Origin of the sequence: Undibacterium sp. KW1 (assembly GCF_009937955.1) — a bacterium.
GTDB lineage: Bacteria > Pseudomonadota > Gammaproteobacteria > Burkholderiales > Burkholderiaceae_D > Undibacterium.
This window is the reverse complement of the sequence record NZ_AP018439.1, coordinates 1,877,981-1,901,285: the sequence shown is the minus strand read 5'-3', so window position 1 is coordinate 1,901,285 and position 23,305 is coordinate 1,877,981. Positions and strand designations below refer to the sequence as shown.

At 50.7% G+C, this 23,305-nt stretch carries 21 protein-coding genes; 7 read left to right on the top strand and 14 right to left on the bottom strand.

What is annotated here, in order from left to right:
- Positions 1-86: 86 nt before the first annotated feature.
- Positions 87-497 (top strand): hypothetical protein, encoded by a 411-nt coding sequence (locus UNDKW_RS08385; protein ID WP_232063306.1) that lies wholly within the window; start codon positions 87-89, stop codon positions 495-497.
- Positions 498-552: 55 nt separating this feature from the next.
- Here the strand turns inward: UNDKW_RS08385 and UNDKW_RS08380 are convergent, their stop codons facing one another.
- The 3 genes from UNDKW_RS08380 to murJ form a co-directional block, all read right to left on the bottom strand.
- Complete coding sequence (locus UNDKW_RS08380) at positions 553-1,851, bottom strand: right-handed parallel beta-helix repeat-containing protein (RefSeq protein ID WP_162058332.1); 1,299 nt, start codon at positions 1,849-1,851, stop codon at positions 553-555.
- Between the two features lie 312 nt (positions 1,852-2,163).
- Positions 2,164-2,493 carry a hypothetical protein gene (locus tag UNDKW_RS08375; protein WP_162058331.1) on the bottom strand — a complete coding sequence of 110 codons (330 nt, stop codon included), beginning with the start codon at positions 2,491-2,493 and terminating at the stop codon, positions 2,164-2,166.
- A 204-nt stretch (positions 2,494-2,697) separates the two neighbouring features.
- Complete coding sequence (murJ, locus tag UNDKW_RS08370; protein ID WP_162058330.1) at positions 2,698-4,251, bottom strand: murein biosynthesis integral membrane protein MurJ; 1,554 nt, start codon at positions 4,249-4,251, stop codon at positions 2,698-2,700.
- 102 nt (positions 4,252-4,353) lie between these two features.
- Here murJ and UNDKW_RS08365 point away from each other — a divergent pair, with 102 nt between their 5' ends.
- Positions 4,354-5,448: a serine hydrolase gene (locus tag UNDKW_RS08365; RefSeq protein ID WP_162058329.1), complete on the top strand. Its 1,095-nt coding sequence runs from the start codon at positions 4,354-4,356 to the stop codon at positions 5,446-5,448.
- 110 nt (positions 5,449-5,558) lie between these two features.
- Here UNDKW_RS08365 and UNDKW_RS30950 read toward each other — a convergent pair whose 3' ends face one another.
- Positions 5,559-6,077: a glycine zipper 2TM domain-containing protein gene (locus tag UNDKW_RS30950; protein WP_174247576.1), complete on the bottom strand. Its 519-nt coding sequence runs from the start codon at positions 6,075-6,077 to the stop codon at positions 5,559-5,561.
- Between the two features lie 119 nt (positions 6,078-6,196).
- Positions 6,197-6,862, bottom strand: coding sequence for a hypothetical protein (locus tag UNDKW_RS08355; protein WP_162058328.1), 666 nt, complete (start codon positions 6,860-6,862; stop codon positions 6,197-6,199).
- 125 nt (positions 6,863-6,987) lie between these two features.
- Here UNDKW_RS08355 and UNDKW_RS08350 point away from each other — a divergent pair, with 125 nt between their 5' ends.
- On the top strand, positions 6,988-7,986 hold the full coding sequence (locus UNDKW_RS08350; protein ID WP_162058327.1) for a type II secretion system F family protein: 999 nt from the start codon (positions 6,988-6,990) through the stop codon (positions 7,984-7,986).
- Positions 7,987-8,004: 18 nt separating this feature from the next.
- On the opposite strand, the gene UNDKW_RS08345 is transcribed toward UNDKW_RS08350, so the two are convergent.
- From UNDKW_RS08345 to UNDKW_RS08335, 3 genes are all read right to left on the bottom strand, one after another.
- A complete protein-coding gene (locus UNDKW_RS08345) occupies positions 8,005-8,958 on the bottom strand; it encodes an MBL fold metallo-hydrolase (protein WP_162058326.1) in 954 nt (317 codons plus the stop codon).
- 178 nt (positions 8,959-9,136) lie between these two features.
- Entirely contained in the window at positions 9,137-9,613 is a 477-nt protein-coding gene (locus tag UNDKW_RS08340; RefSeq protein ID WP_162058325.1) for an NUDIX hydrolase, read from the bottom strand.
- A 38-nt stretch (positions 9,614-9,651) separates the two neighbouring features.
- The gene (locus UNDKW_RS08335; RefSeq protein ID WP_162058324.1) at positions 9,652-10,128 is read right to left on the bottom strand and encodes an Lrp/AsnC family transcriptional regulator; all 477 of its coding nucleotides are present in this window, start codon (positions 10,126-10,128) and stop codon (positions 9,652-9,654) included.
- A gap of 470 nt (positions 10,129-10,598) precedes the next feature.
- On the opposite strand from UNDKW_RS08335, the gene kynU reads away from it, so the two are divergent.
- On the top strand, positions 10,599-11,855 hold the full coding sequence (gene kynU / locus UNDKW_RS08330) for a kynureninase (RefSeq protein ID WP_162058323.1): 1,257 nt from the start codon (positions 10,599-10,601) through the stop codon (positions 11,853-11,855).
- 187 nt (positions 11,856-12,042) lie between these two features.
- Positions 12,043-12,894: a tryptophan 2,3-dioxygenase gene (kynA, locus tag UNDKW_RS08325; protein ID WP_162058322.1), complete on the top strand. Its 852-nt coding sequence runs from the start codon at positions 12,043-12,045 to the stop codon at positions 12,892-12,894.
- A gap of 13 nt (positions 12,895-12,907) precedes the next feature.
- Here the strand turns inward: kynA and UNDKW_RS08320 are convergent, their stop codons facing one another.
- Both UNDKW_RS08320 and UNDKW_RS08315 read right to left on the bottom strand, forming a co-directional pair.
- Positions 12,908-13,351 carry an alpha-ketoglutarate-dependent dioxygenase AlkB gene (locus UNDKW_RS08320; RefSeq protein ID WP_197893116.1) on the bottom strand — a complete coding sequence of 148 codons (444 nt, stop codon included), beginning with the start codon at positions 13,349-13,351 and terminating at the stop codon, positions 12,908-12,910.
- A 97-nt stretch (positions 13,352-13,448) separates the two neighbouring features.
- Positions 13,449-17,669 carry a hypothetical protein gene (locus tag UNDKW_RS08315; RefSeq protein ID WP_162058321.1) on the bottom strand — a complete coding sequence of 1,407 codons (4,221 nt, stop codon included), beginning with the start codon at positions 17,667-17,669 and terminating at the stop codon, positions 13,449-13,451.
- Positions 17,670-18,044: 375 nt separating this feature from the next.
- Between UNDKW_RS08315 and UNDKW_RS08310 the strand changes: the two genes are divergently transcribed.
- Positions 18,045-19,244, top strand: coding sequence for a serine hydrolase (locus UNDKW_RS08310; protein ID WP_162058320.1), 1,200 nt, complete (start codon positions 18,045-18,047; stop codon positions 19,242-19,244).
- Positions 19,245-19,310: 66 nt separating this feature from the next.
- Here the strand turns inward: UNDKW_RS08310 and UNDKW_RS08305 are convergent, their stop codons facing one another.
- From UNDKW_RS08305 to UNDKW_RS08295, 3 genes are all read right to left on the bottom strand, one after another.
- Positions 19,311-19,691, bottom strand: a complete 381-nt coding sequence (locus UNDKW_RS08305; protein ID WP_162058319.1) for a hypothetical protein — start codon at positions 19,689-19,691, stop codon at positions 19,311-19,313.
- Positions 19,692-19,710: 19 nt separating this feature from the next.
- Positions 19,711-20,103, bottom strand: coding sequence for an MAPEG family protein (locus UNDKW_RS08300; RefSeq protein WP_162058318.1), 393 nt, complete (start codon positions 20,101-20,103; stop codon positions 19,711-19,713).
- Between the two features lie 141 nt (positions 20,104-20,244).
- On the bottom strand, positions 20,245-21,204 hold the full coding sequence (locus UNDKW_RS08295; protein WP_162058317.1) for a ribonuclease Z: 960 nt from the start codon (positions 21,202-21,204) through the stop codon (positions 20,245-20,247).
- A gap of 149 nt (positions 21,205-21,353) precedes the next feature.
- On the opposite strand from UNDKW_RS08295, the gene UNDKW_RS08290 reads away from it, so the two are divergent.
- Positions 21,354-22,637, top strand: a complete 1,284-nt coding sequence (locus tag UNDKW_RS08290; RefSeq protein ID WP_162058316.1) for a GNAT family N-acetyltransferase — start codon at positions 21,354-21,356, stop codon at positions 22,635-22,637.
- Between the two features lie 67 nt (positions 22,638-22,704).
- Here UNDKW_RS08290 and sodC read toward each other — a convergent pair whose 3' ends face one another.
- A complete protein-coding gene (sodC, locus tag UNDKW_RS08285; RefSeq protein WP_162058315.1) occupies positions 22,705-23,217 on the bottom strand; it encodes a superoxide dismutase family protein in 513 nt (170 codons plus the stop codon).
- Positions 23,218-23,305 lie beyond the last annotated feature (88 nt).

Genomic DNA, 23,305 nt, shown 5'->3' with positions numbered 1-23,305 from the left:
GTTAGCTATCCCCAAAAAAATTGCGGATGCAGGCAAAGATTTATAAAAACTCATGGATTTCACCTGACACTTTTCATTCACATAAAATGCCGACTTCATTCCTGTTTATAACCCTGCTATCTATTCCGTTGATAACCGCTGCAAGCCCGGATTTTCACCTGGAAAAACTTGAGGAAAACGAACCAAAATTTACCGGCGCCCAATGCGAATTTTCCTATGCGAAAAAAGTGATACTGAAAGCAGACTGGGCCAGCAAGCTGTGGGTAAAGATAGACGGAAAACCAATCATTCTTGACAGCATCACAAAAGCCGGGAACAGCCATGCTAACGATAGCAAAACATGGCGGGAAACATTTCTTGGCCAGGGCATCAGTGTGACTCTACATTTGAAGAGAACAGGTGCAGGTGAAGACACTGCAAGCTATCGTGGGAATATCCTGGTAAAGCGCGATGCGCAAGAAAAGAAGTTTTTGGTAGAGGGCGGCTGCGGCGCTTAGCGCCGACTATCGATAGGCACAAGCCGCATGCCCATCAAACCGCCCACTTCAGTCATCAGTTTTCAAACGCCCCCAGGTCTGGTGCAGAACCGTTGAAAGGCAGGCCAACGTTAGTGCCCTTATTGATCAGGTCACTGCCAGAAGCCAGGCGGAACTTGTTCAGCACAGGCAGGCTGCCATCGGCCTGACGTGGTGCATCCCAGCCAGTGGTGGATATGCTTTGGAAGTCAGCTGACGAAACCGTGACTGCCAGGTTCCATGAATTAAACTGATCATTGGCACCCGTCATATTTGACACCAGTGTCCCACCAAATGCGATGTTGTTACGCAGGTTGCCGAGGTTCACCGCATTGCCATTTTGATCTATGCCCAGCATGTTGAAATCGCTGTTGTTACCGTAGCTGGTGTTGTTGTAGAAGTCATTCGCAATCGGGTGATGATTGGCGTAAAAACCTGCTGCCTTGTTATTGAAGGCAACCGAGTAACGTATCGTGTGCTTGGCCGCATTCGATACATACACGCCACCATAACCACCAAGCTTGAAGCCATTACCATTACCCGCCGCCAAAGGTGTAGTTGTGCCCGGCAAATAACCTTGCGACCAGGTCCAGGAATTTTCTATCAACACGGGTGAGTAAGCATTAATGAGATCAAAGCCATCATCCGAATTGGCCCAGGCGCGGCAGCCACGGAATACATTGCCGGGGTTGCCCGCCTTGATGTGGGCACCAAAGCCATCGGCACTCTGGCCTGCGCCATTCGAGGTATAGGGGTCGTAGTTGTGGTGGGAATCACTATTGAGGACGAGGTTGTTACCACCATTCTGGATGAACAGGCCAGGTCCCATGTTGTGGTGGGTATTCAACTGTTCAAACGTATTATTGCTGCCGTTGATCCATACGGCCCAAGATTCATGGTTCAGGCGGTTGCCAGGTTGCTGGGGCGCACCGGTGACTTCCAGCCCTTTCAAATGCACCCAGTTGGCTACCACATTAAAGGCCTTGACGCGGCAATCGTCTTTCATTTGTGAAAAATCGAATACCGGTATCTCACCAGGATAAGCCCAGTAACGAATCGGGCTGCCTGAACTACCGCTCTTGTCCAAAGTAATCGCATTGACGATGTCAGTGCGGGTGGCGCAAGTGTTGATGCCTGCAGTGTAGTTGTAGTTACCGCCTCTGAAATACACGGTATCGCCAGCAACTGCAGCAACCTGGGCGCGCGCTATGGATTTCCATGGTGCTGCTTTGGTCCCCGCCGCTGCGTCATTGCCAGTGGGTGAAACATAATAAGTGGCCGCGCTGCTTGCCGCTGCCACACCATACATGAATCCTGCCAATATGATTTTTTTCATTCCCTAATTCCCCTTGTCTCCATCGATAATAAACATCCACAGATAAAAGGCGAAGTAAGGTGCTGGATGCTCACAAATACCTCGCCTTTCTAATTGTGAATGCCGCAATAGTGAGTTCTTTCTGACTCTTCAGTATCAGTTTCCTGATCTGTGCATTATCGGATGTAAATAGGCGAAATTGTACGGAATTAGCCTCATTCTTCAATCATCTTGCTGATTCTTTTGTGACCCGGATTTTGCTGTCCTAATCAAATTTCAGATCAAACATTACAAGTTGACGAAGGCTCATCCAAGACAAAATTGGATCTTTAACTACTTCATACAGCTTAAAAATTCTTCTTTATGCAAAGTGTATTTGCGGCCGAATTTACCTGTCTTATGCGATTCTGAGTGCAGCTCCAGGCAGACCTCAAATTTGGATTTCACTGCATCCAGACAGGCAGCATCACCAGCACAGGCAGTCTCAGCCAGGCTGTGTGATTCGTTCACAAATTTGGTTTTCTGGTCGCTTTTTAAGCCAGCAATGAATTGGGCAACAACGATCAAAATTATGATCGATACTAACCATCCCAGGATTTTTAGTAACCAGGATTTTTTTGGCGGGGTTTCAGCATCTGTCATCAGTGCATGGTTGTCAGACATGGTTCAACTCTTTCATGGCAAATAGGATTCTTTGAATCCGGCAAGAAAACCATGCATGAATCTATCTGCAGAATGCACTGGGAATGCACTGGCTTAGCTGACCGGCTGTAGGCATTTTAATCAGCCAACAGCCGGGCAACAATGATGAATATGTCAGGTAAGGATGATCGCGGTTGACACGGCGTCAAGCAGAGGGCTAAGGGATCAGACTCTGGTCACTTTCTTGAAATCCCGGGGTCGGAAACCCATGAGTGCCAATGCAACAAAATAAGTGCTGGCGCAAGCCAACAGCACCAGAGCCAGGCAGGCTGCACGTACGACAGGAGTATGGCGCATGCCTAACCAATCGAATTGCGCTGAAGTCCACAAGGCCACACCGGCCATCAAGACCAGTGCAGCAACAAGTTTAATGAGGAACAAAAGCCAACCCTTTTGCGGCTGGTAAATGCCGCGTTTACGTAAGCCTGTATACAGGAAAATCGCGTTCACACAGGCTCCCAGGCCGACAGACAAGGCCAGACCTGCATGGGCCAGATAAGGCACGAACACATAGTTCAATGCCTGCGTCACCAACATGACAGCCACAGCGATTTTTACAGGTGTGCGTATATCCTGCTTACCGTAAAAACCCGGTGCCAGAATCTTGACTACGATGAGCCCAAGCAAACCAATACCATAGGCAATCAGGGCATTGGATGTCATTTGCACGGCATGGCCATCGTATTTATTGTGATGATACAGGGTCGATGTCAGCGCGTCGGGTATGGTTGCCAGGCCGACTGCAGCAGGCAAGGCCAGCAAAAAAGTCAGGCGCAAGCCCCAGTCCAGCAAGGCGGAATATTCGACCGTATCACCATCTGTATGTGCCTTGGAAAGACCTGGCAGGAGGATGGTACCCAGAGCTACTCCCAGCAAGGCAGTAGGAAATTCCATCAGTCTGTCAGCATTTGCCAGCCAGGTCACGCTGCCAGGAGCAAGTTTTGATGCCAGGCTGGTATTGATGGCGATGCTGATCTGCGTTGCCGACACAGCCAGGATAGCTGGCACCATATTGCGCATGATGCGGCGTAAGCCCTCGTCCTGCCAGGCCGTACCTACACGCCAGCTAATCGTCGGCAGCATGCCTACCCTGATTAATGAGGGTACCTGCGCCACCAGTTGCAAAACGCCACCAACAAAAACGGCAATAGCCAGCGCATAAATTGGTTTTTCAAGATAAGGTGCGAGGAACAACGAACCAGCTATCGAAGACAAATTGTATAAAACCGGCGTAAAGGCAGGCACCTTGAATTCACGCCAGGTATTTAATATCCCGCCCGCCAGCGCAACCATGGACATAAAACCGATGTACGGGAACATGATGCGGGTCATGACCACCGCCATGTCAAAGATCTGTTGCTTGTCTTTATAACCTTCGGCAAAAAAATAAAGCAAAATCGGCGCGCCAGCGATGCCCAGTATGCAAGTCAACACCAAGACCCAGGTCATGACGGTAGAGACATGATCAATCAATTTCTTGGTAGCTTCATCACCCTTATTGTTCTTGTATTCAGCCAGGATAGGCACAAAGGCTTGCGAGAACGCGCCTTCGGCAAACATGCGCCGCAACAAATTGGGAATGCGGAAAGCGATATTGAATATATCGGTATAGGCGTCGGCCCCGAAACGGGTAGCAATCAATACGTCACGTACCAGCCCGGTAATCCGCGACAGCATGGTCATGCCACTGATGGAGGCAAGGGTTCTTAATAGATTCATAGTGCGGCATTATAGCCTGAGGCTAAACGCACATCACCAAGGCTAAACTTTTGTTAATATTCAGGCCAGAGCATCTGCTTGACTAATGTACCGGAGCACAATATGTCTTACCTTCATCGCCACCTTGCCATTTTTGCCACTTTCACCATTGCTGCAAGTAGTTTACTAGGTCCAGCCAGCCATGCTGCACCTGTCAAAGCTATTCCTACGCTTGAAGAGGCAGCCAAAAATCTCAAAAATACCGGCTTTCAAGGCCTGGTATTCGCTGCTAGCGGCGACAAGATCTTGCTGGAAAAAAGTCTTGGCAATGTCACTGATACAAAACAAACTTTTCGCTATGCCTCGATCACCAAGCAAATGACTGCCATCCTGGTCATGCAAGAAGTAGAAGCGGGCAAGCTGCAACTGGATCAGACACTGGGACATTACTGGCCCGATTACCCCAATGTTCAGGCGCGAGGTGCCACCCTGCGCCAAATGCTGACGCATTATTCTGGCCTTTACAATGAGATGGTCAATCCTGCCGTCCACATGATGGATGCCAATAGCGGTGATGATATCCAGAAATTTGCCACTGGCCTGTGCGCCGGGCCATCCAATGCTACGCCAGGCAGCAAATTTGACTATAACAATTGCGATTACATCGTGCTCGGCGCTTTACTGGAAAAGATAAGCAAGCAAAGCTTTTCATGCCTGCTGCAACAACGCATCTTCAGCCCGGCTGGTATGCAAAACGTAGGCTATTACACTGCGGCCCAGCCGGACGTCAAAACCCATATCCATGGCACGCTGGGTGGCAAACCTGAGCCTGCGGTGAACTTTGCCAGTTATGGCCCTGCTGGTGGCAGCTTTGGAACCCTGCGGGATTTGTATGCATTTGACCTGGCCTTCATGCGTGGCAAATATCTGTCCACCAAGAGCCGCGACGAGATGGTCAAGCCGAATAATGTCGGTGGTGCGATCGGTGTCTGGTCTTATCCATTCAAAGCCAGTGAAGATGGCGCTGCGGCCATGATAGTAGAGCGTCAGGGCTGGATAGCCGGTGTACGCATCTTGAATCTGGTGGACTTGCAAAACCAGAATATACTCATCATCGTCAGTACCAACGGTGATCTGGATTTGTCGCAAACCTGGGCCAACAAAGGCATTGCTGCCGACTTGTTGCGTTCGCTGATGAATACGACGAATGCGCGTTAAAACCAATGCGTATTAAATGAAATGAAAACGGCGTGCCAGATATCAAGCTGGCACTCCGTTCTTGTTATGGATTACTGAAAAACTTAAAATCCTGCAGGCCTGAAATCCTGTTATGGATTTCTTTTTGCAACTTCATTACCAACATAACCGCCACCAACTGCACCGGCGATAGTTGCCAGCGTGCGGCCATTGCCATTACCGATCTGGCTACCAACCAGGCCACCGATCACGGCACCTACACCGATACCAACCGGGCTATTCTTTGCCTGGGCAGGCTGTGTTTGATAATTTCTGACCGGCTGATGGTGGGTGCTGCTCTGTGCAACCCTGGCTGGAGCAGGTGCAGGATAATTATTTTGTGCAGTGTTTGCATACTGCGTGTTTGCATAATTAGCTGCAGGCTGATTACCGTTATTGGCAAGCGGCATGGCAGTATTGCCTGCAGGATTGATCGCATTGGCATTACTATTCATGGCTGGCACAATCGCGTTGCCTGATGTTGCCGTGCTGTGGGAACTGGGCAATACGCCTGTCAGGGCAGCAGCACCTAAGAGGCTAACTAGTATGACTGAGCATGCGGCACCTGCTACCAAGGGGTGTATGCGTTTGCTGGCATTTGCTAATTCCATGTCGTTCTCCTTCAATTTAACAGTGACTCATGCTCCAACAACGCATGAGTCTATTAAAAAGGAGACATGAATAATGTTACGCAGGTAAGCAAATGTAACTTGAGGATAAGCAATTTGGATTAGCAGCCGGTACTTTTACGTCTGGCAACCAGCTTCAACAACTCACCTTTTGCTGCCTGCCCCGACAAATACAGCCGCATTTCTGTGACGTTATAGTGATTTGAGGTATCGATGATGAAGTCGAGTTTTCCATCATGATCAAGGTCGCCTACCCAGATCAGGCGGGCATTATTATCCTCCTTGTTTTCGACATAGTCGAACAGGTATTGTTCTGTTCCTGCATACTTCAGATAGATTTTACCTTCGCGGTTCTGCAGGCTATATTTATTGCCTTGCAAGTGCATCAGCCTTTCCTGCCCTAAGGATGGCAAGGTCGATAATTCAAATTCCTCGTCCATAGAACCGCTGACCAGTTTCACTTCATCTGAAACACTGACTGCCCCGGCCTTCAAACCGGGGTCAGACAACAACATCTTGACATTGGCTGCGTTTGCCGCAACCCGCACACCCTCACCGCTGATAGGATCGGGTATTTTCTTAAAGCTGGGTTTGACCGCCACTAGTCGCCAGCCCTTGCCTGCCTGCTGCAAACCTAGCCAGGAGCCGGTCTTGCCGACCTTGGCTTCGCTGGCGTGATAGTCCTGTAGTTCGAGAATTTCAGAGGCCTGGGCATGCCAGACGCAAGCTGCACTAAAAACAGCAAAGGCTAATTTTGCGATGGACATCAGGTACTCCTTTTTTGATTGGTTTTTTCAAAATACGAGATATTTTCTCAGTAACAATAAAGATGCATGGCCTTATACATTGGCGCTATTCATCAGCCATGATAATCCATGGCACAATAGCATGCATGAAAAATAAGCCCCAACTGGCCCTGCCCTACCGTATCCGTGCAGACTTACTGCAACAACTGGCCGCATTGAGCCACGCTGGCATCCCTGCGCTACAGGCGTTACCCATGATCAAACTGCCGGCACAATATCAAAGCAGGATGGTGACAACCCTGCAAGTTGTTAAACGTGGCAAAAACCTGGCCGAGGCAGGCTTGCAGAGTGGCTTGTGGACGCCACTGGAAGCTGGTCTGCTGGGCGCTGCACTGGCGGCCGGTGACCCGACTTCTACTTACCGGCATCTGGCAACTACCTATGAAGAAAAAGCCCAGCAAATTGCCAGTATCAGGGCAGGTTTGATAAGGCCAGCATTAATGGGCATCATGGCCTTGTTCATCCCGCCCTTGCCACAACTGATCGCGGGCACACTCAGTACGGCAGCCTATCTATGGCATGCCATTCGTTCCATCCTGCTGGCTGTGGGTTTGGTCACGGGCGGCATTTACGCTTACCGGCGCTTCCAGATGCGCCCTGCCGATGCTCCTGTCTCATGGCTGGATCAGGCTTTGCTTGCCTTGCCGCTTATTGGGAACATGCACAGAAGACGCAATCTTTGTGATTTCTGGCAGAGTATGGCATTACTACTAGAAGCAGGCGTGCCTATGTTCGACGCCCTGCCCCTGGGTTTGCAGGCAACCAGCAATGTATTGATCAGGCGTGAACTCGCACGTATTTTGCCACGCATGCAAAAAGGGGCAACATTGGCCGAAGCTGTACGCGCCCTGCCCGCCATCAATGACGATACCCTGTCTGGTTTTATACAAACCGGAGAAGCAAGCGGGCAATTGCCGGAAATGCTATCCCGTTATGCCAAAAGCGAAAATGCCAGCCTGGCACTACAACAAAGGCAGGTAGCAGAATGGATACCAAGAATCGTTTATGCCATGATCGCGGCTGTCATCGCCTATGGCATTATCAAAGGCAATGCATTTATGCCCAGCGTGCCCAAGGACCTCTAGTTTCAAGCTGTAGTGAATTTATTTGCCACCGACGATAATGCGCTGCATATCATTGGCAAACAAAATGGTTCCTGCATAATTCTTGCGTATTGCCGTTGTGCTTTCCATCTCATGTCCAAGAGTGCGTTTCATGCGGTGTGATAAAACCAGTTTGCCGGCTTTTGTCACGCCTGCGATGCGGCCAATTTCTGTCGGCATCATGTGCAGTAAGCGTGCCACTTCATCGGTATCGTTTTCGCGGGCGGCATTATGGGCAAGCAGCACATCCGTACCTAGCGCCAGTTGATCCAGCGCCTGATCGGTATTGCTGGTGTCACCGCTGAACGTGACGCTGCAGCCCTTGCTCTCGACCCGCCATGCCAAGGAAGGTACGGGGCCATGCAAAACGCTGACAGCACTGACCGTCAGACTCTCATCAATATCGTAACGCTTGATTTCTTTAGGCTTGACGCTCACTTCTTCAAGTTCCATTTTGAACTGACTGCTGACATCAGGATCAGCATAATCTGCCAGATAGGCATAAGCACCCGTGTCACGGTTAAACAGGGCATGCATGAATTCTTTGATACCTGGAAAAACCCCACGCTTGGCCGGCCCAAAAACACGCAGCTCTTTGTTGTAGCCAGCAAATGGCAAACCTTTGACCAGCGCAGGAAAATCCGCCGTATGATCAACATGAAAATGTGAGAAGAGCACCGCATCCAGCTCTGCCGGATTGGCGCCGGACTTTTCATAATTCAAGGCCGCACCACTGCCAAAATCAACCAGTATCCTGGCTTTTTGATCCACCCAGATCAGATAAGAAGTAGAGGCACGCTGATCACTGAGTTCAGGCCCGCCGGAGCCCAGTACTTGTACTACCAGCTTACCTGGCTGACAAACCGCAGCCATGACAGAAGATGCGTAGCCCCACAAACAGCCAGCGAATAGCAGGCTCAAACTGATTTTCGACAAACGTTTTTTTTGAAGCATGGTGTTACTCCCCTAAGACCGTGAACACTTCAACATCATGCAATGCGACTTATAAATAACGCTGAATATCTGCCACTCTAATCTTGCGCCCCAACTTATGCTTGCGTTCTTTCATGTCCCGCACAATGAGGTTCAATTCGCTGACTTCCGCTTTTTTGTACGATGGACAGAGAGGGTATCACTGGCTTTCCTGATGCACAATATGCCCAACTCTGAGCTCCGGCTCTGCCAATACATCTGCCAGAAATGAGGGGCGAATATCCAGATGCTGGAGTTCTGTCCGTGTGAACCAATCGAAAGTCAATTGCAGATTACCTTCGTTGCCCAAATAGGGGCCTGGTGTGTTGCGCAGGCGCGAGTCTGGTGACAACAGCGCTAAAAAATACAAGCCCAGTTCATGATGTTTTTGCCCCCGGTATTCAAAAAAATTCTCTACCGTCCACAAAAATCTCTCGCAAGTCACCTGTTCTGATAATTCTTCCTGCATTTCGCGCACTACCGTAGCCGCAGCCTGCTCACCCGCATCGACCCGCCCGCCTGGCACACACCAGAATGCATCGCCTTCGATTTTATGCAAGAGTACCCTGTCACCATCCAGAATGATGGCAGCAGCCCGCAGGTTATAGCGGTATTCATCAATATCAAAAGAAATCATGGCTTGGACATGGTTATGTTGGTCAGGCCTGACCTGGTTTATCCAGCCACCAGCAAACTGGTGGCAATCTGCTGTGTGTCCTTCAAGGTTTGCAGTACGATGTTTGACCGTATATCAAGCACACCCGTGGTTTTATAAAGGCGTTCAAGTACAAATGCTGAGTAATGCTTGAGATTACGTGCACGCACACGCAACAGGTAATTGGCATCCCCGGTGATGATATAAGACCCGACAACTTCCGGCCATTGTTGCAAGGCTTGCGAAAAATTTTCATGCCATTGTTCTACATCGCGCCGCATGGTGACCTGGACAAAGGCATCCACTTCAAGACCAACGGCAGCCGCATCGATCACTGCGCAATAATGGTGGATGATACCCGCCTCTTCCAGCATGCGCACACGGCGCAGGCAGGATGAAGGAGAAAGGAATACCTTGTCAGCCAGCTCCTGGTTACTGATGCGGCCATCGGCTTGCAATTGCTGCAGGATTTTAAGATCGGTGGCGTCGAGTTGCATTTGACAATCTCTTTTTTAATTTATGGCAAACCCTCTAAAGACAGAGGCGCAGAGGCACAAAGACACATTGAGAAAAGCAAAGAAACAGGAAGGCTTACTTGCAAGCATCCTTTACTTCCTTTATGCCGCTGTGGTGAGTGTTTTTTAATCTATGATTATCAACAGATTAGAGTAACAGGCAATTGCAAATATGAAAACAATTTGGTACCTTTGCGCAATGCACAAACCCATTAATGCATTTTATATCAAAATTTCAAATATAAATCGCAGAATATTCTACTAATTCCGATTTTCATACTGCAATTTGCAAGAAAAATTCAGGCAATCCGGCATAAAATCTCTGCATATTTTTCATGAACCATAAGCTCAGGGTAGGCCGTTACAGCGAAGATGAACTGCTTTGCCTGCCACCAAAAACTTACCGGGCTTGATACCAGCCCACTACGCGTCACATTAAGGAGTCTGCCGTAATGACACAAACTACCACAATCACCCGCAGCGATTGCGAAAAGCTAGACCAGCAAGACCCGCTGGCGCCCTTGCGTGAAGAATTTGATTTGCCTGCCGGTGTGATTTACCTTGACGGCAACTCCCTCGGTGCGCGCCCCAAGGCAGCGCTGCAAAGGGCACAAGATGTCATCACCCGCGAATGGGGGACTGATCTCATCAAGAGCTGGAATACTGCTGGCTGGTTTGATATGCCATCCACGCTGGGCAACCAGCTCGCCCCTTTGATTGGTGCCGCAGACAATGAAGTAGTGATCACCGACACGACATCGGTCAATCTGTTCAAGGCCATTGCCGCCGCGCTGCAGATACAAGCAGCAGACAGCAAACGCAAAACCATCATTACTGAGCGCAGCAACTTCCCTACCGATATCTACATGGCGGAAGGCCTCACCCGCTGGCTGGATCGCGGTTATCAAATCAAGTTGATAGACTCTCCAGAAGAATTGCCGCAAGCCATCAATGACAGCACGGCGCTGGTAATGCTGACGCATGTGAATTACCGTACTGGCTATTTGCATGACATGGAATCAGTTACTACGCTTGCGCATCAACATGGTGCGTTGATCTTGTGGGATCTGGCCCATTCTGCCGGCGCAGTACCGGTACATCTGAATACCGCAAATGCCGACTTTGCCGTAGGTTGCACTTACAAATACCTGAACGGCGGCCCTGGCTCACCAGCGTTTATCTGGGTGCCTGCACGCCATCAGGAAGCATTCCACCATCCATTGTCCGGCTGGTGGGGCCATGCCAGACCGTTTGCCATGAACCCTGATTTTACACCTACGCCAGGCATACGCCGCGCCCTGTGCGGCACCCAGCCTATCACCTCGCTGGCCATGGTCGCTTGTGGCCTGGATACCTTTGGCAAGACCGACATGCAGGCAATACGCAAGAAATCACTGGCCCTGACTGACATGTTTATCGCTCTGGTAGAAGCCCGCTGCGCTGCACATCCACTGGAACTGGTCACGCCTCGCCAGCATCAGCAACGCGGCAGCCAGGCCAGCTTCAAACATCCGCATGCCTATGCCGTGATACAGGCGCTGATCAAACGTGGCATCATCGGTGACTACCGCGAGCCAGTCATCATGCGCTTTGGTTTTACCCCCTTATACACCAGCTTTGCTGATGTCTGGGATGCGGCAGAAGGCTTGCGCGATATACTTGACAGCAAAGACTACGATGCCAACGCTGAACGTAATGCAGTGACTTAATTTAAAAACCCCTCAACACAGAGACACAGAGGGGGCACAGAGGATCACAGAGAAAACCTCAAAAAAAACAGATGTTGAAGAACATCGTCTCAACTGTAAAAGATTTTCACTCTTTTATGTTTTTCTCTGTGTCTCTGTGCCTCTGTGGTTAATGGTTTTAAGCATTGAAGATATTTAAGGGAACATCATGAGCAATAACGAACAAACTGGCAAATGCCCCATGTCATGGCACGGCGCGCAAATGGATTTTAGTGAATCCATGAGTTACGGTGATTATCTTGGCCTTGACCAGATACTGACGGCGCAACATCCGCGCTCACCGAATCACAATGAAATGCTGTTCATTATCCAGCATCAGACCAGCGAACTGTGGATCAAGCTGATGCTGCATGAACTGCATGCCGTGCGCGTGCACATACGCAGCAATGATCTGCCACCAGCCTTCAAGATGCTGTCGCGCGTGGCCCGCATCATGGATCAACTAGTGCATGCATGGGATGTTTTATCTACCATGACACCTAGTGAATATACGGCGATACGCCCTTATCTGGGTGCCTCATCAGGCTTTCAGTCACATCAATACCGTGAACTGGAATACCTGCTGGGAAACAAGAACGCCACCCTGATGAGCGTGCACGAAAGCAAACCCGAAGTGCACGCAACCCTGGATGCATCCCTGCGCACACCATCGATTTATGATGAAGCCATCATGCTCTTGTCACGCCAGGGTTTTACGATAGATGCAGACCGCTTGCAACAAGACTGGTCACATGGCGTGGTTGCCAATGAATCTGTCAAGGCGGCGTGGCTGCAAGTCTATCAAACACCCGAGAAATACTGGTCTTTGTATGAACTGGCTGAGAAACTGGTGGATATGGAAACCGCCTTCCGCATCTGGCGCTTCCGCCATGTGACGACGGTGGAGCGCATCATCGGTTTCAAAACCGGCACGGGTGGCACCGCAGGTGTCAGCTATCTGCGCAAGATGCTGGATGTGGTGTTGTTCCCGGAATTGTTTGCTTTGCGGACGGCTTTATAAACGAATGCTATGGTCAAGACTCCGATTGAGCCTTGTTCAATATTTTTCTGAACGTCAAACTAATTCGCTCACCAGCCCCAGGCTCTTTAGGAATGGCATGTAGCCATTCCTCTTGAATGCTTGCCGACATATACAGCAATCCTCCTGCTGGCAAAGGGTAAAAATATTCCTGGCTTTTATCTTGTTTGCTGCGGTAGGCAATACGCCGCAAACTGCCAAGCGAGATGATGGCGACGCCACTATCTTCTGCCAGCTCATCAGTAGAGTCTGAATGAAATCCCATGCTTGAGTTACCGTCCAGGTAAAAATTCAGCAAGCAATTATTGGGGAAAAAACCGAGTTCATTTTCTACATTCTTACAAATCACCTGCAAGAATTCTGGCATCTTAGTCTCAGCATACGAAATTTGCGAGTAATCATAGGCAACACCAAAGCTCGCCGTTTTACGGGCGCGCATTCTTTCATCCCAGATGACCTCTTTTTCAAGAGATCAAACAAGTCCTGCGGTGCTGTAAGAAAATTTGGCTTCAAATAAATATTTGGTCTTGACATGATTATTTCATTGGCGTTTGCTCAGGTGCTGGCTCCTCTGCATTGACGGTAGGCTCATGCAAGATAGTATCTGTATCCAGCACACGCTGCTTTTGTTTCCACAAACTGCCGCTGGCAAATGCCGACCAACCCCATTTCAACCAGCCCAGTAATGACCACGCCAGCCACAAGGCCCACAGCAACATCAGGCCACGATAGACCAGCATGGGGAGTGACAATACCCAGGCTGTTTGCAGGTCTGCCATTGCCCTGTCCAGGTACCACACAAGACTATTGGCGCTGGAGCCATTGCCGACAACCTGCATGTCGGGCTGGCCCAGCAAGCCGCTCTGCACCGCATCCAGCAAAATACCCAGCATGAGCAAAGTCAATACGGCGAGACCAAACTGACGCAAATTGAACTGCCATCTTGTTGTGAATGTATCAGCCGCTGCCGCACGCCGGACAAATGCAAAGAACCAGGCCACCACCAGAGCTGCGCACCACCAGGTAACCTGGGTTAAACCCAAGGTCAGCAACAGCCATTGCCGGGTCGTGACAGGCAAGCCTGCATAACGGCCAAGGGCGACCGCAACCAGCAGCAGGACGACGAGCTTGCCCCAGAACAGGATGGCAGGCCCTATGCCGGGCCCACTGGCGAGCAACAGCCAGCGGTCCCGTGGCAAGATCAATTGCAGGGTGTGGTTAACACTGGCTTGCTGCAAATTCACAGTAGCAGTCGTATAGCTGACCACTGAGCCCTGATCAAGACGCCATTGCACTTCTATGTCTTGCGCACCAGGTACTACCGGCAACACCAGTTGCCTGCCATTGGCACGCAATGGCCTTAACTGATGATTGATATTCACACGTTGCAATACCGCGCCCTCAGGCAAGGTCAGGGTGTAGTCGCCACCACGGCTGCTGCGCAAATGCAGTCTCAGTTGATAGTCAGTAGCCCTGCTGCCTGGGCTGACGAACAAACGGCTTTCATCTATGGTCAAGGTTTGTCCGGGAATGGCTTGTGGACGCTCTACACTGATAGCCAGGGTCTCGCCCGGCCATGGGCGGAACACCAGATCAGCACCGCTCTCACCATTGCTGGCATCACTGGCGAGTGGTGGCAATCCTGTCGTGCCCAGATGCCAGATACCTGAGGCGGCGATAACCCAGGTTTCAACCCAATTGCTTTGCTGCGCAAGATTCAGTTTAAGCTGGGCAGTTTGTGGCAAATTCGAATGCCATTCCATGCTCTCACTTTGAGGCCCCAGATTAACGGCTACCTTACCATCCTTGATATTCAAACCAGCGGTAGTGACTGCCTCACCGGGCAATAACGGAATTTGCGCCAATACAGGCTGACCCATGGGTGACAGGCGCGAGACCGTGGTTTCGACCTGCCATTCCTTGTCCAGTATCAAACGACGGGTGACACGCAAAAAACTCGGTAAAGCACTAGCCTCGGTCTTGCTGCTGGCCTTGATCCGGCGGTTGAATTGCAGGGTATCAGCAACACCAGAGTCGTCTGACAGACCTGCCACATCCCAGCCATCTGCATGTACATCGACCTGTCTGGGTTTTTGAGGCAAGGGCAGTTGCAAGGTATCGCTCTGCATCAGTTCGCCTGTCAGTTCCAGCCTGTGTCGTCCTGCCGGGGCCAGCAACCATATGGTTCCATCGTCGGCACGGCTTATGTAGGCTGGCTTGCCGTCCAGTTGCGCCTGCGCGGGCAGCCAGTGCTTGATACCACCAGGCAGTGGCAAGGCAAGCTCAATGGCTGCATCAACATCCAGCCCCAGTCTGACATTGTTGCCATTGATTTGCACCATCATGCGCGAGATTTCTGCACAATTTGGCAGGCACTCTGGCGGGCGGGTTAATTTTTGTTTTAACTCTTCCAGCCTTTCATTTTCCGGCATCTGGGCATGTGCAGATTCGCCGTAAACAGCAGGAAGTGCAATCAAGCTGCACATCACCAACAGGGGCGCGGCCTTGCCCAAGCCACGCCATGGCCACCTGCCAGCAGCTGGTTTGTCACTGTCCGAAGGCCCCTGATTTGATCCTTTTCTCCACTCGCTCACGCACAGTAATAAGAAGCCCAGCAGTATCAGGCGCAACACAACCAGCAGTTTATTTGCCCACGGTGGCAACAGCCATAAATCCAGTTGTTGATCCTGCCTGACTGGGCCATCAAAAATCAACTGATGGGAACGCCAGTTCCAGGTGGGTAAGCCCGGGCCAGTCTGCACCTTGGCATCGGGGTCCAGCACTTGATAGTTGGTGGCTCTGCTTCCTGCGACAGATTTAGCACGAGCCAGACTATATGGTTTACCCATTTTATTTAAAGCCTGCTCCTGATCTATTCTGGGGTCAGTCAAACGCACGCCACCCCGGCCAGGCGGAGGCGGCGGTGCTTCTGCTACCTTGGCATCTTCCACTTGTGCATTCATCTCTACCGGCATCGCAACCGGCGCAGCAGCCGGTGCTGGCGACATATCACCTTGAACGACTTGGTATCTATAGGCCGCACTACCGTCGGTCTCCAGCACAGGGTACAAAGCTGAACGTACCTGTTGCGTGGCAAATGACAGCGTCAGCAAGACCAGCACCAGCAAACTGACTTGCTGCAGACGCTTGATCCAAACCTGGAAGCGACTGGCTGGCAAGGCGCGCAAAATCGATGTCAGTACCAGCAAGACTATCCATGAATAACGTGGTGCATCTGCCTCCTGATAAGACAAGACCAGCGCAAACAAGGCAAGCGCGCCCCATTGCCTGCCCCACAACTTGCCCGCAGCAAGCGCAATCACCAGCACAAGGAAAAAATCCAGCAAATTCCAGCGGGACAGCCAGGCTCCTTCTGCCCTGTCGGTTCCACCCGCGTGTAGTAAACGCCAGCCTGCTGGCAAAATCAATTCTATGCCCAGCTTGTCAAAATCCTTTTGCCAGGTCACGGCAGACAGCTTACGGGTACTATTGCCAATCACGCTGTCAGCACCCACCTCAATGCTGCCGCGCTGGATTTCTATGCCCGCCAGCTTGTCACTGCCACGGGTGATCAATTGATCTTGCCCGGCTACACTGACACGGCCAAGTTGGGCGATACTGCCCATGGTCAGGCGGTTGGAATGACTGATGTCACCTTTAATCTGGTCACTCATGGTCAGGGTGGAGCCATCAAAACTCAGCCACATACGGCGTTGCAAAGACAGTTTATCCGGTGCCGGATCACTGTCGCCACGGCGTATTTCCTTGAAGCTGAATGTACTGCCAGCACGCATGAGATATGCTGGCAAGTTACGCCATTCTGGCGGCAAGGTGGTTTGTTGGGGATCAACGGTGGACGGTCCTTCTATCGCCACCGTGCGTATCAAGGGCGTTGCTTCATAGGACCAGACTTCTTCCTCAGCAGCTTCAGGCAGGCTCAGGGGTTTGGACGGCCCGGGCTGGCGCGCAAACAAACGTATTTCCCACTTGCCTGCCCTGACCTGCACGGTCATGCTACCGTCCGGCTTAAGGCTGGCAGGCAAGTTTGTGCGCAATTCCAGTGGTATCAGGTCTGGCAAGAGCGCGCGCTCCAGCTTGATCTCTCTGCCCTTGCCGGAGACTTCGAGCCGGATATAAGTCTCTACCGTAACAGGTACACCATCCGTGATTTTACGGAAGGTGCGTATCTGGATTTGTTCGCCACTGTCTGCATCGGCTTTGCGTTGCAACCACAACTGATTGCTTTCATCGCGCACAGGAAAATTCACCACTTTGCCATTCAAGTCCAGCTTCAACAAGGCCGCATTTTGCGGCAGGGGTAAAAACTCTGGTACTGTAGTCCAGATAAGTTTACCTGCCAGTTTATAGGTGCCACGCGTCAGTTTTATAACGGGCATTTCATCGCGTGCCAGTACTGCCTGTGGTTTGCCATTGACACTGACCTCTTGCGGCCAATGCAGGGCGCTGCCCGGCAAATAAACCCAGGTATCACTATGCACTTGCATATCCTGGGCAAAAGTCGCACCCTGCGCATTTACTTTTATGTCCAGCAGGCCGGGCCATACACATTGCTTTTGGCTGGCGTCAGCACCTTGTTGCGGACAACCGAAGTTTTCTACACCATCCAGCGCCCATGGCACCCAGGTCTTTAAGGGGTCGGGGACGGCACCGACAGGGAATTCAGCAGCCTGGCTGGCACGGCTGAGCAATGAAGCAAATAAAACGATGACTAAGGCTGCAATGCAATTCTTCAGCATTCTGTATCCCTGATGGTTAAGATATGGTCACGTCAATTATAGTGGCATATTTTGCAATAACACTCGGGGCCGGTGATTTTTATTTACAAGCTTCTCTCTGTGACTGAAGCAAGAATCAATATTGACCTACCTGGACCTCGTTGCCGCTACATGATGCCTGTGTTGCATAAGGCACAGGCAGAACAGCCAGGTTCTACTACACAATACTTGTCGTTTTACAAAACTATACCTTGCACGAAAACATAGTTTATTGACAAATAAGTAGCGATACTGCGCCCGCTGCGGTGCCTGCACACCACCACTCTCCGAACCTGCATACAGATTGCGCAGAATTCACACAGGCTCCCGGCATTCCATTCTTTCCTGAAGATACCGATGAAATACTTTTATGAGACCGTGCATATGCGCTTGAACAATATACTGATTGCCACCTGCCTATGCGGCATACTTGCTGCCTGTGGTGGTGGCAGTTCCAACTCTACGGCCCCCGTCACCACGCCAGCCGTAGATGTACAAAAACCGGTAACACTGTTGACCGGAGAAGCATTGCGCTCCGAGGTTGAACGCTTCCGAAACAGCAACAATTTTCCCGCAGTTTCAGTCACTATCGTCAATCAGGATAAAGTAGAAAACGTTGTGACAGGCACCAGGCAAGTCAATGGCAGCCAGAATGTACAAAGTACAGATCTGTTCCAGTTAGGTTCATTGACCAAAGCGGCTACCGCCACCTTGGTAGGCCGCCTGGTGGAACAAAAGAAGCTACGTTGGGATAGCACGATAGCAGAGATATTCCCTGCCTGGCGCACGCAAATCCGTCCTCAATATTTGAATGTCACGGTAGAACAATTACTGCGCCACCGTTCAGGCCTGCCACGTGAAGTGAATGATGGAACCATAGAAAAAGCCTTGCCCTTGCTGACTGGCGACTTGCTGGCAGACCGTCGTGGCCTAGCCGTTTTGTTATCACAGGATGCTCCCGAATATCCACCCAATAGCAAGATGGTGTATTCAAATATAGGTTATGCCCTGGCCGGCCTGATGGCCGAAGTCGCAGGCGGTGACAGCTATGAAAACCTGATGCAGAAAGAAGTATTTGCACCACTGGGTATCAAGGGACGCTTTGGTTTTCCTGAAGATGCAGGCATCAATAACAATATTGGGCATACCCTGGTCGGCGGCAAGTGGCAGGTCACATCATCTCTCGTCGATCCCCGCTACGCATTTTTTATCAATGCTGCAGGTGGCATGAATCTGAGTCTGGCTGACTATGGCCTCTTCTTACGTGAACAACTACGCGGCTTGCAAGGCCAGAGCACCTATTTGACTCAAGCCAATTTCCAGCTGATGCACACGCCTGTCGATAATTATGGCATGGGCTGGGGTATCGCCACTGTTCCTGGGCTGGGTAATGTCAGCATACATAACGGTACAGAGTTGACTTATTACGCCAGCAACAGAGTGATCCCCAGCAAAAACGTTGCTATTGCTATCGCCTGCAATTGCTATAACGAAGCTGCCATCAGCAAGCTGGACGATTTTGCAGACTCGCTGATGCAACCGCTGATACCTAAATAATGACAAACCGGCTGAGGCCAATAAACTGATGCTTTGTTCCCGGTTCAGGCACAAGGCATCATTGCATCATTGCACGCAGGTCATGCAATGGCCCGCAAAGACGAACCGCACCAGCGCCAGTGACAATGCAAACACATATGCATTGATGAAACGCCAGAGACGCAAGCCATCACTAGTACGCCATGCTGCAAAAACAGCCGCCAGCGCCCCCATCAACACCGGCGTCAATATCAGGTTGATGATGCGCCCCACACTGCTATGAATGAATGCCTGCGGAAATATCCATAAGCTGGCGAAACCCGCAATAACGCCGAATACGATATACAAAATTGCTGTGACAAGCGGGGACCGCGGACTACGCTCACGCTTCTCTATTCCTGATGTGAACACCAGTTCAAGAATTTCAAAGACCAGCTGCAATAGAATTTCAAAGAAAAATTCAATCATGGTGTCCCATCACGCCTGACTAATGCGACAGCAATTGCACGGCAACTATGGCCTGTGCGACCACACCAGTTAAAAAAGCCAGCGTACGCACCCAAGGTATGCCAAGGGTATAACACACCGCATGTACCACACGGGCAGCAAAGTACAGCATGCTGGCATTGGCAATTACCGAGTTGGAGATATTCATCGCATTGGCCAACAGGATCAGGGTAGCGAACACCACCAGGTTTTCTACAGCATTGCTATGCGCTTTCATCAGGCGCACTGCCCATTGGGATTGCGGCTTGCTGTTATCTGGATAACCAACCGCTGCCAGCAGGCCACAGGTCAACACACGGTCAAGTATATAAGGTATCCATAATACGCCAGTCAATATGGTGACATAGCTCAGGTACAGCAATTCTGTTTTCATGCTCGCTCCTCGTCTCAGGTTGGATTATCATTGACCGGGCGACTATGTTAGCGCCCAGTGCCAGCGATTATGCTATGACAACAAGCGCTTGTGCTTATTTTTTCAACAAGCTCAATTTTTGGCATGAAAACAGCAACAGTTTTATGCAATCCGGCTTAAAACCCCTGTCTTATCCAGACGAAAACGCGCGAAGTCCTCAGCCAGAAACAGATTCCCCTGATAATGTGCCCTCGCCTCTGTCTCGATATCGCCTATGAATGGTGACCTTTCGCTGTCATGCTGATAGCGCGCACTGAAATGCGTTAGCACCAGGTTGGGCAAGGCAGCAGTAGCAGCAAAGCTGGCGACGGCGGCAGCAGAACAATGCTGGACGCGCGCGCCCACTTTCTCTGCTACTTCTTCTGTATAAGTTGCTTCATGTACCAACACGTGGGCTTGCTGACTGGCTTCCAGCAACAAGCCTGGCGCGTCATTATCACCACCGACGATGATGCTGCGTAGCGGATAAGGGTGATGCAGATAATCGTGACTGATTAATTTTTTCCCCTCATGAGTGACATCTTCACCCTTTTTCAAACGCCCCCAGACCGGGCCTGCTGGTATGCCCTCGGTTTGCAGTTTGGCGGTGTCCAACACCGCCTCAGTATGGTTCTCACTAAAGCGATAAGCATGGGAAGGCACACGGTGTGACAATTTGATTGCGCGTACAGTGACGGCATGATCCTGCCAGGCATCCATGTTCTCAACATCCGTGAATATCAACTCATACGGCAGGAAGGATTCTGACATTGCATGCGTGACCTGCAACCAGTGTTGTATGCCTGCCGGGGCGATGATGTGCAAGGGCATTTTGCGTCCATGCATGGCAGCGCTGGCCAGTAACCCCGGCAAACCATAACAGTGATCACCATGCACATGGGTAATGAAAATCGCCTGCAAACCATGGATGGATAATGAGGTCTGCAATATCTGATGCTGGGTAGCTTCTCCACAATCAACCAGATACCATTCGCTGCCCTGGTCAGGCAATAAAGCCAGGCCTGTGACGTTGCGTTGTCGGGTAGGTGCACCTGCCGAGGTGCCTAAAAATAAAATATCCACAATTTCCTTAAACTTGATTCTCTGTTTTTTGCCGGTTGCTTTTGCATGCCACTCTGTTGCAAATTCTAACAATACAGTCTTTCGCATACTGTTCTGTATGCTGATTTGCGCTTATGATGCAAATTCACAATTCATCATCCATCTGAGACATGAAAATCCCTGCTGCGCTGCAATCACTGCAGTCCGTTACCAATGCCTTGAGAGAACGCCAGAAAGAACGCAAGCGTCTGCGTGGCCCTGCTGACTTGTATTATGCCATCGCTGACTCCATCAGCATGCTTGATGCAAACTCCTGGCAGGAACTGGCGGCACAATCCGGCTTTTTCATGTCGCTCGAATACCTGGCGGCACTCGAACAGGTCTTGCCACTTAATCTCTCAGCCCGCTACGCGCTGATTTTTGATGGTACGGGCGCAGAGCGCCAACTGGTCGCCGCCGTGTATATGCAAATTGCCGATATCAGCCTCGCGCAGGCAAGGCCAGAAAAATCGACGGACACGGATAAAAAATGGGCACTGCCGCTGGACCAACTGGCCCAGCATGCCAAACAGCGCATACTCAGTTGCGGTAATTTCCTGACCTTTGGTCAGCACGGCATTGCCTTTGCCAAAGATGTTGATCCCAAGATGGCATGGCATGGTGTGGTCGAAGTGTTATACCGCGTGCGTCAAGCAGAAAAACTCGCGGGTAAAACCCATTTTGTCATGATCAAGGATTTACATGATCCTTACATAGACCAGGCTGCCCACCTCGAAAATCTCAGTTACCGCTATGTAGAAACTGAACCTAACATGGTACTTGAGCTGTCATCCGCCTGGAAAAACTATGATGACTACCTCGCCAGCCTGGCATCCAAATACCGCAGCAATATCCGCAATGCCATCTTCAAACCACTCGATGAAGCTGGCTGCAGCATAGAAAGGCTGGATGACCTTAGCCTGGTGATTAACGATATCTTTGCGCTATACAAAGCGGTACAGGTGAATGCCAACTTCCGTCCGTTTGAATTATTGCCCGAATACTTTCCTGTCTTGCAGGCCGCCGCTGGAGACAAGTTCAGGTGCAGCGTCATCAAACGTGATGGCCGCTTGTTGGGCTTCTTGATTTCCATCGCAGACGGCGAAACGGCAATTGCCTATCACATAGGTTTTGACCGCGCCGCCGCTGAGGAATTGCCAATCTACCTGCGCCTGCTGCATGCAGGCATTGCCGATGCAATAGACCTCGGTTGTAAACGCATTTCTTATGGCCGCACAGCACTGGAACCCAAGGCTGCACTCGGTGCCAAGCCGCAAACTTTTGGTGTATTTGTGCGCCACCGTCAACCCGTGCTGAACAAACTCATGAAACGCCTGTTACTGGGCATAGAACATGAAGATGCACCTGACCGCAATCCCTTCAAAAAGGAAAAAGCGGCCAAAACTGAAACATAATCGTAAAGCCTCGTACAAGCTGCTGCCTTCAGCAGCAGCTTGTACGTTAAGCGATACACTCAATAAATCAGGATGCGCCGCACACTACGCGCGCACCACCGCCACCCAATACTGCAGGATGATCAGAGTGGTTGTCGCCACCTATATGTATCATCAGTGAGCGACCTTTGAGGTCAGCCAACTTCAAACGTGGTGCCAGTACAGGCTGATTGGCATTGCCACTTGCATCGACATACAAAGGGGGCAAATCGCCCGCATGGCCATCACCCCAGGGTGTGCCATGGCGATTGCTGTTTTCTGGATCATAGTGGCCACCTGCACCCAGGGCAGCAACCAGCTTGCCATCTTTTTCCTTGGCACTGCAATCTGCATTCTGGTGTACATGAAAGCCATGCAAGCCAGGTGTCAGTCCTGTCAAGGCAGGCGTAAACACCAGGCCGTATTTGCTTTCAGACACAACAACCTGACCCAGTTTGGTGCCAACACCAGCTTCACTGACCTGGTTCATGTTCACAGTGACATCGGCCGCTGCGATCATTGGTAAGGCGCTTAACAAGCAAAAAAATAATTTGGTTTTCATGGTCTTGTTACCTTAAAGAAATTCAATCAACGCCAACATCATGACGTAAGGATTGAAAATATACGCGACTGGCATGCGATTGGCAATT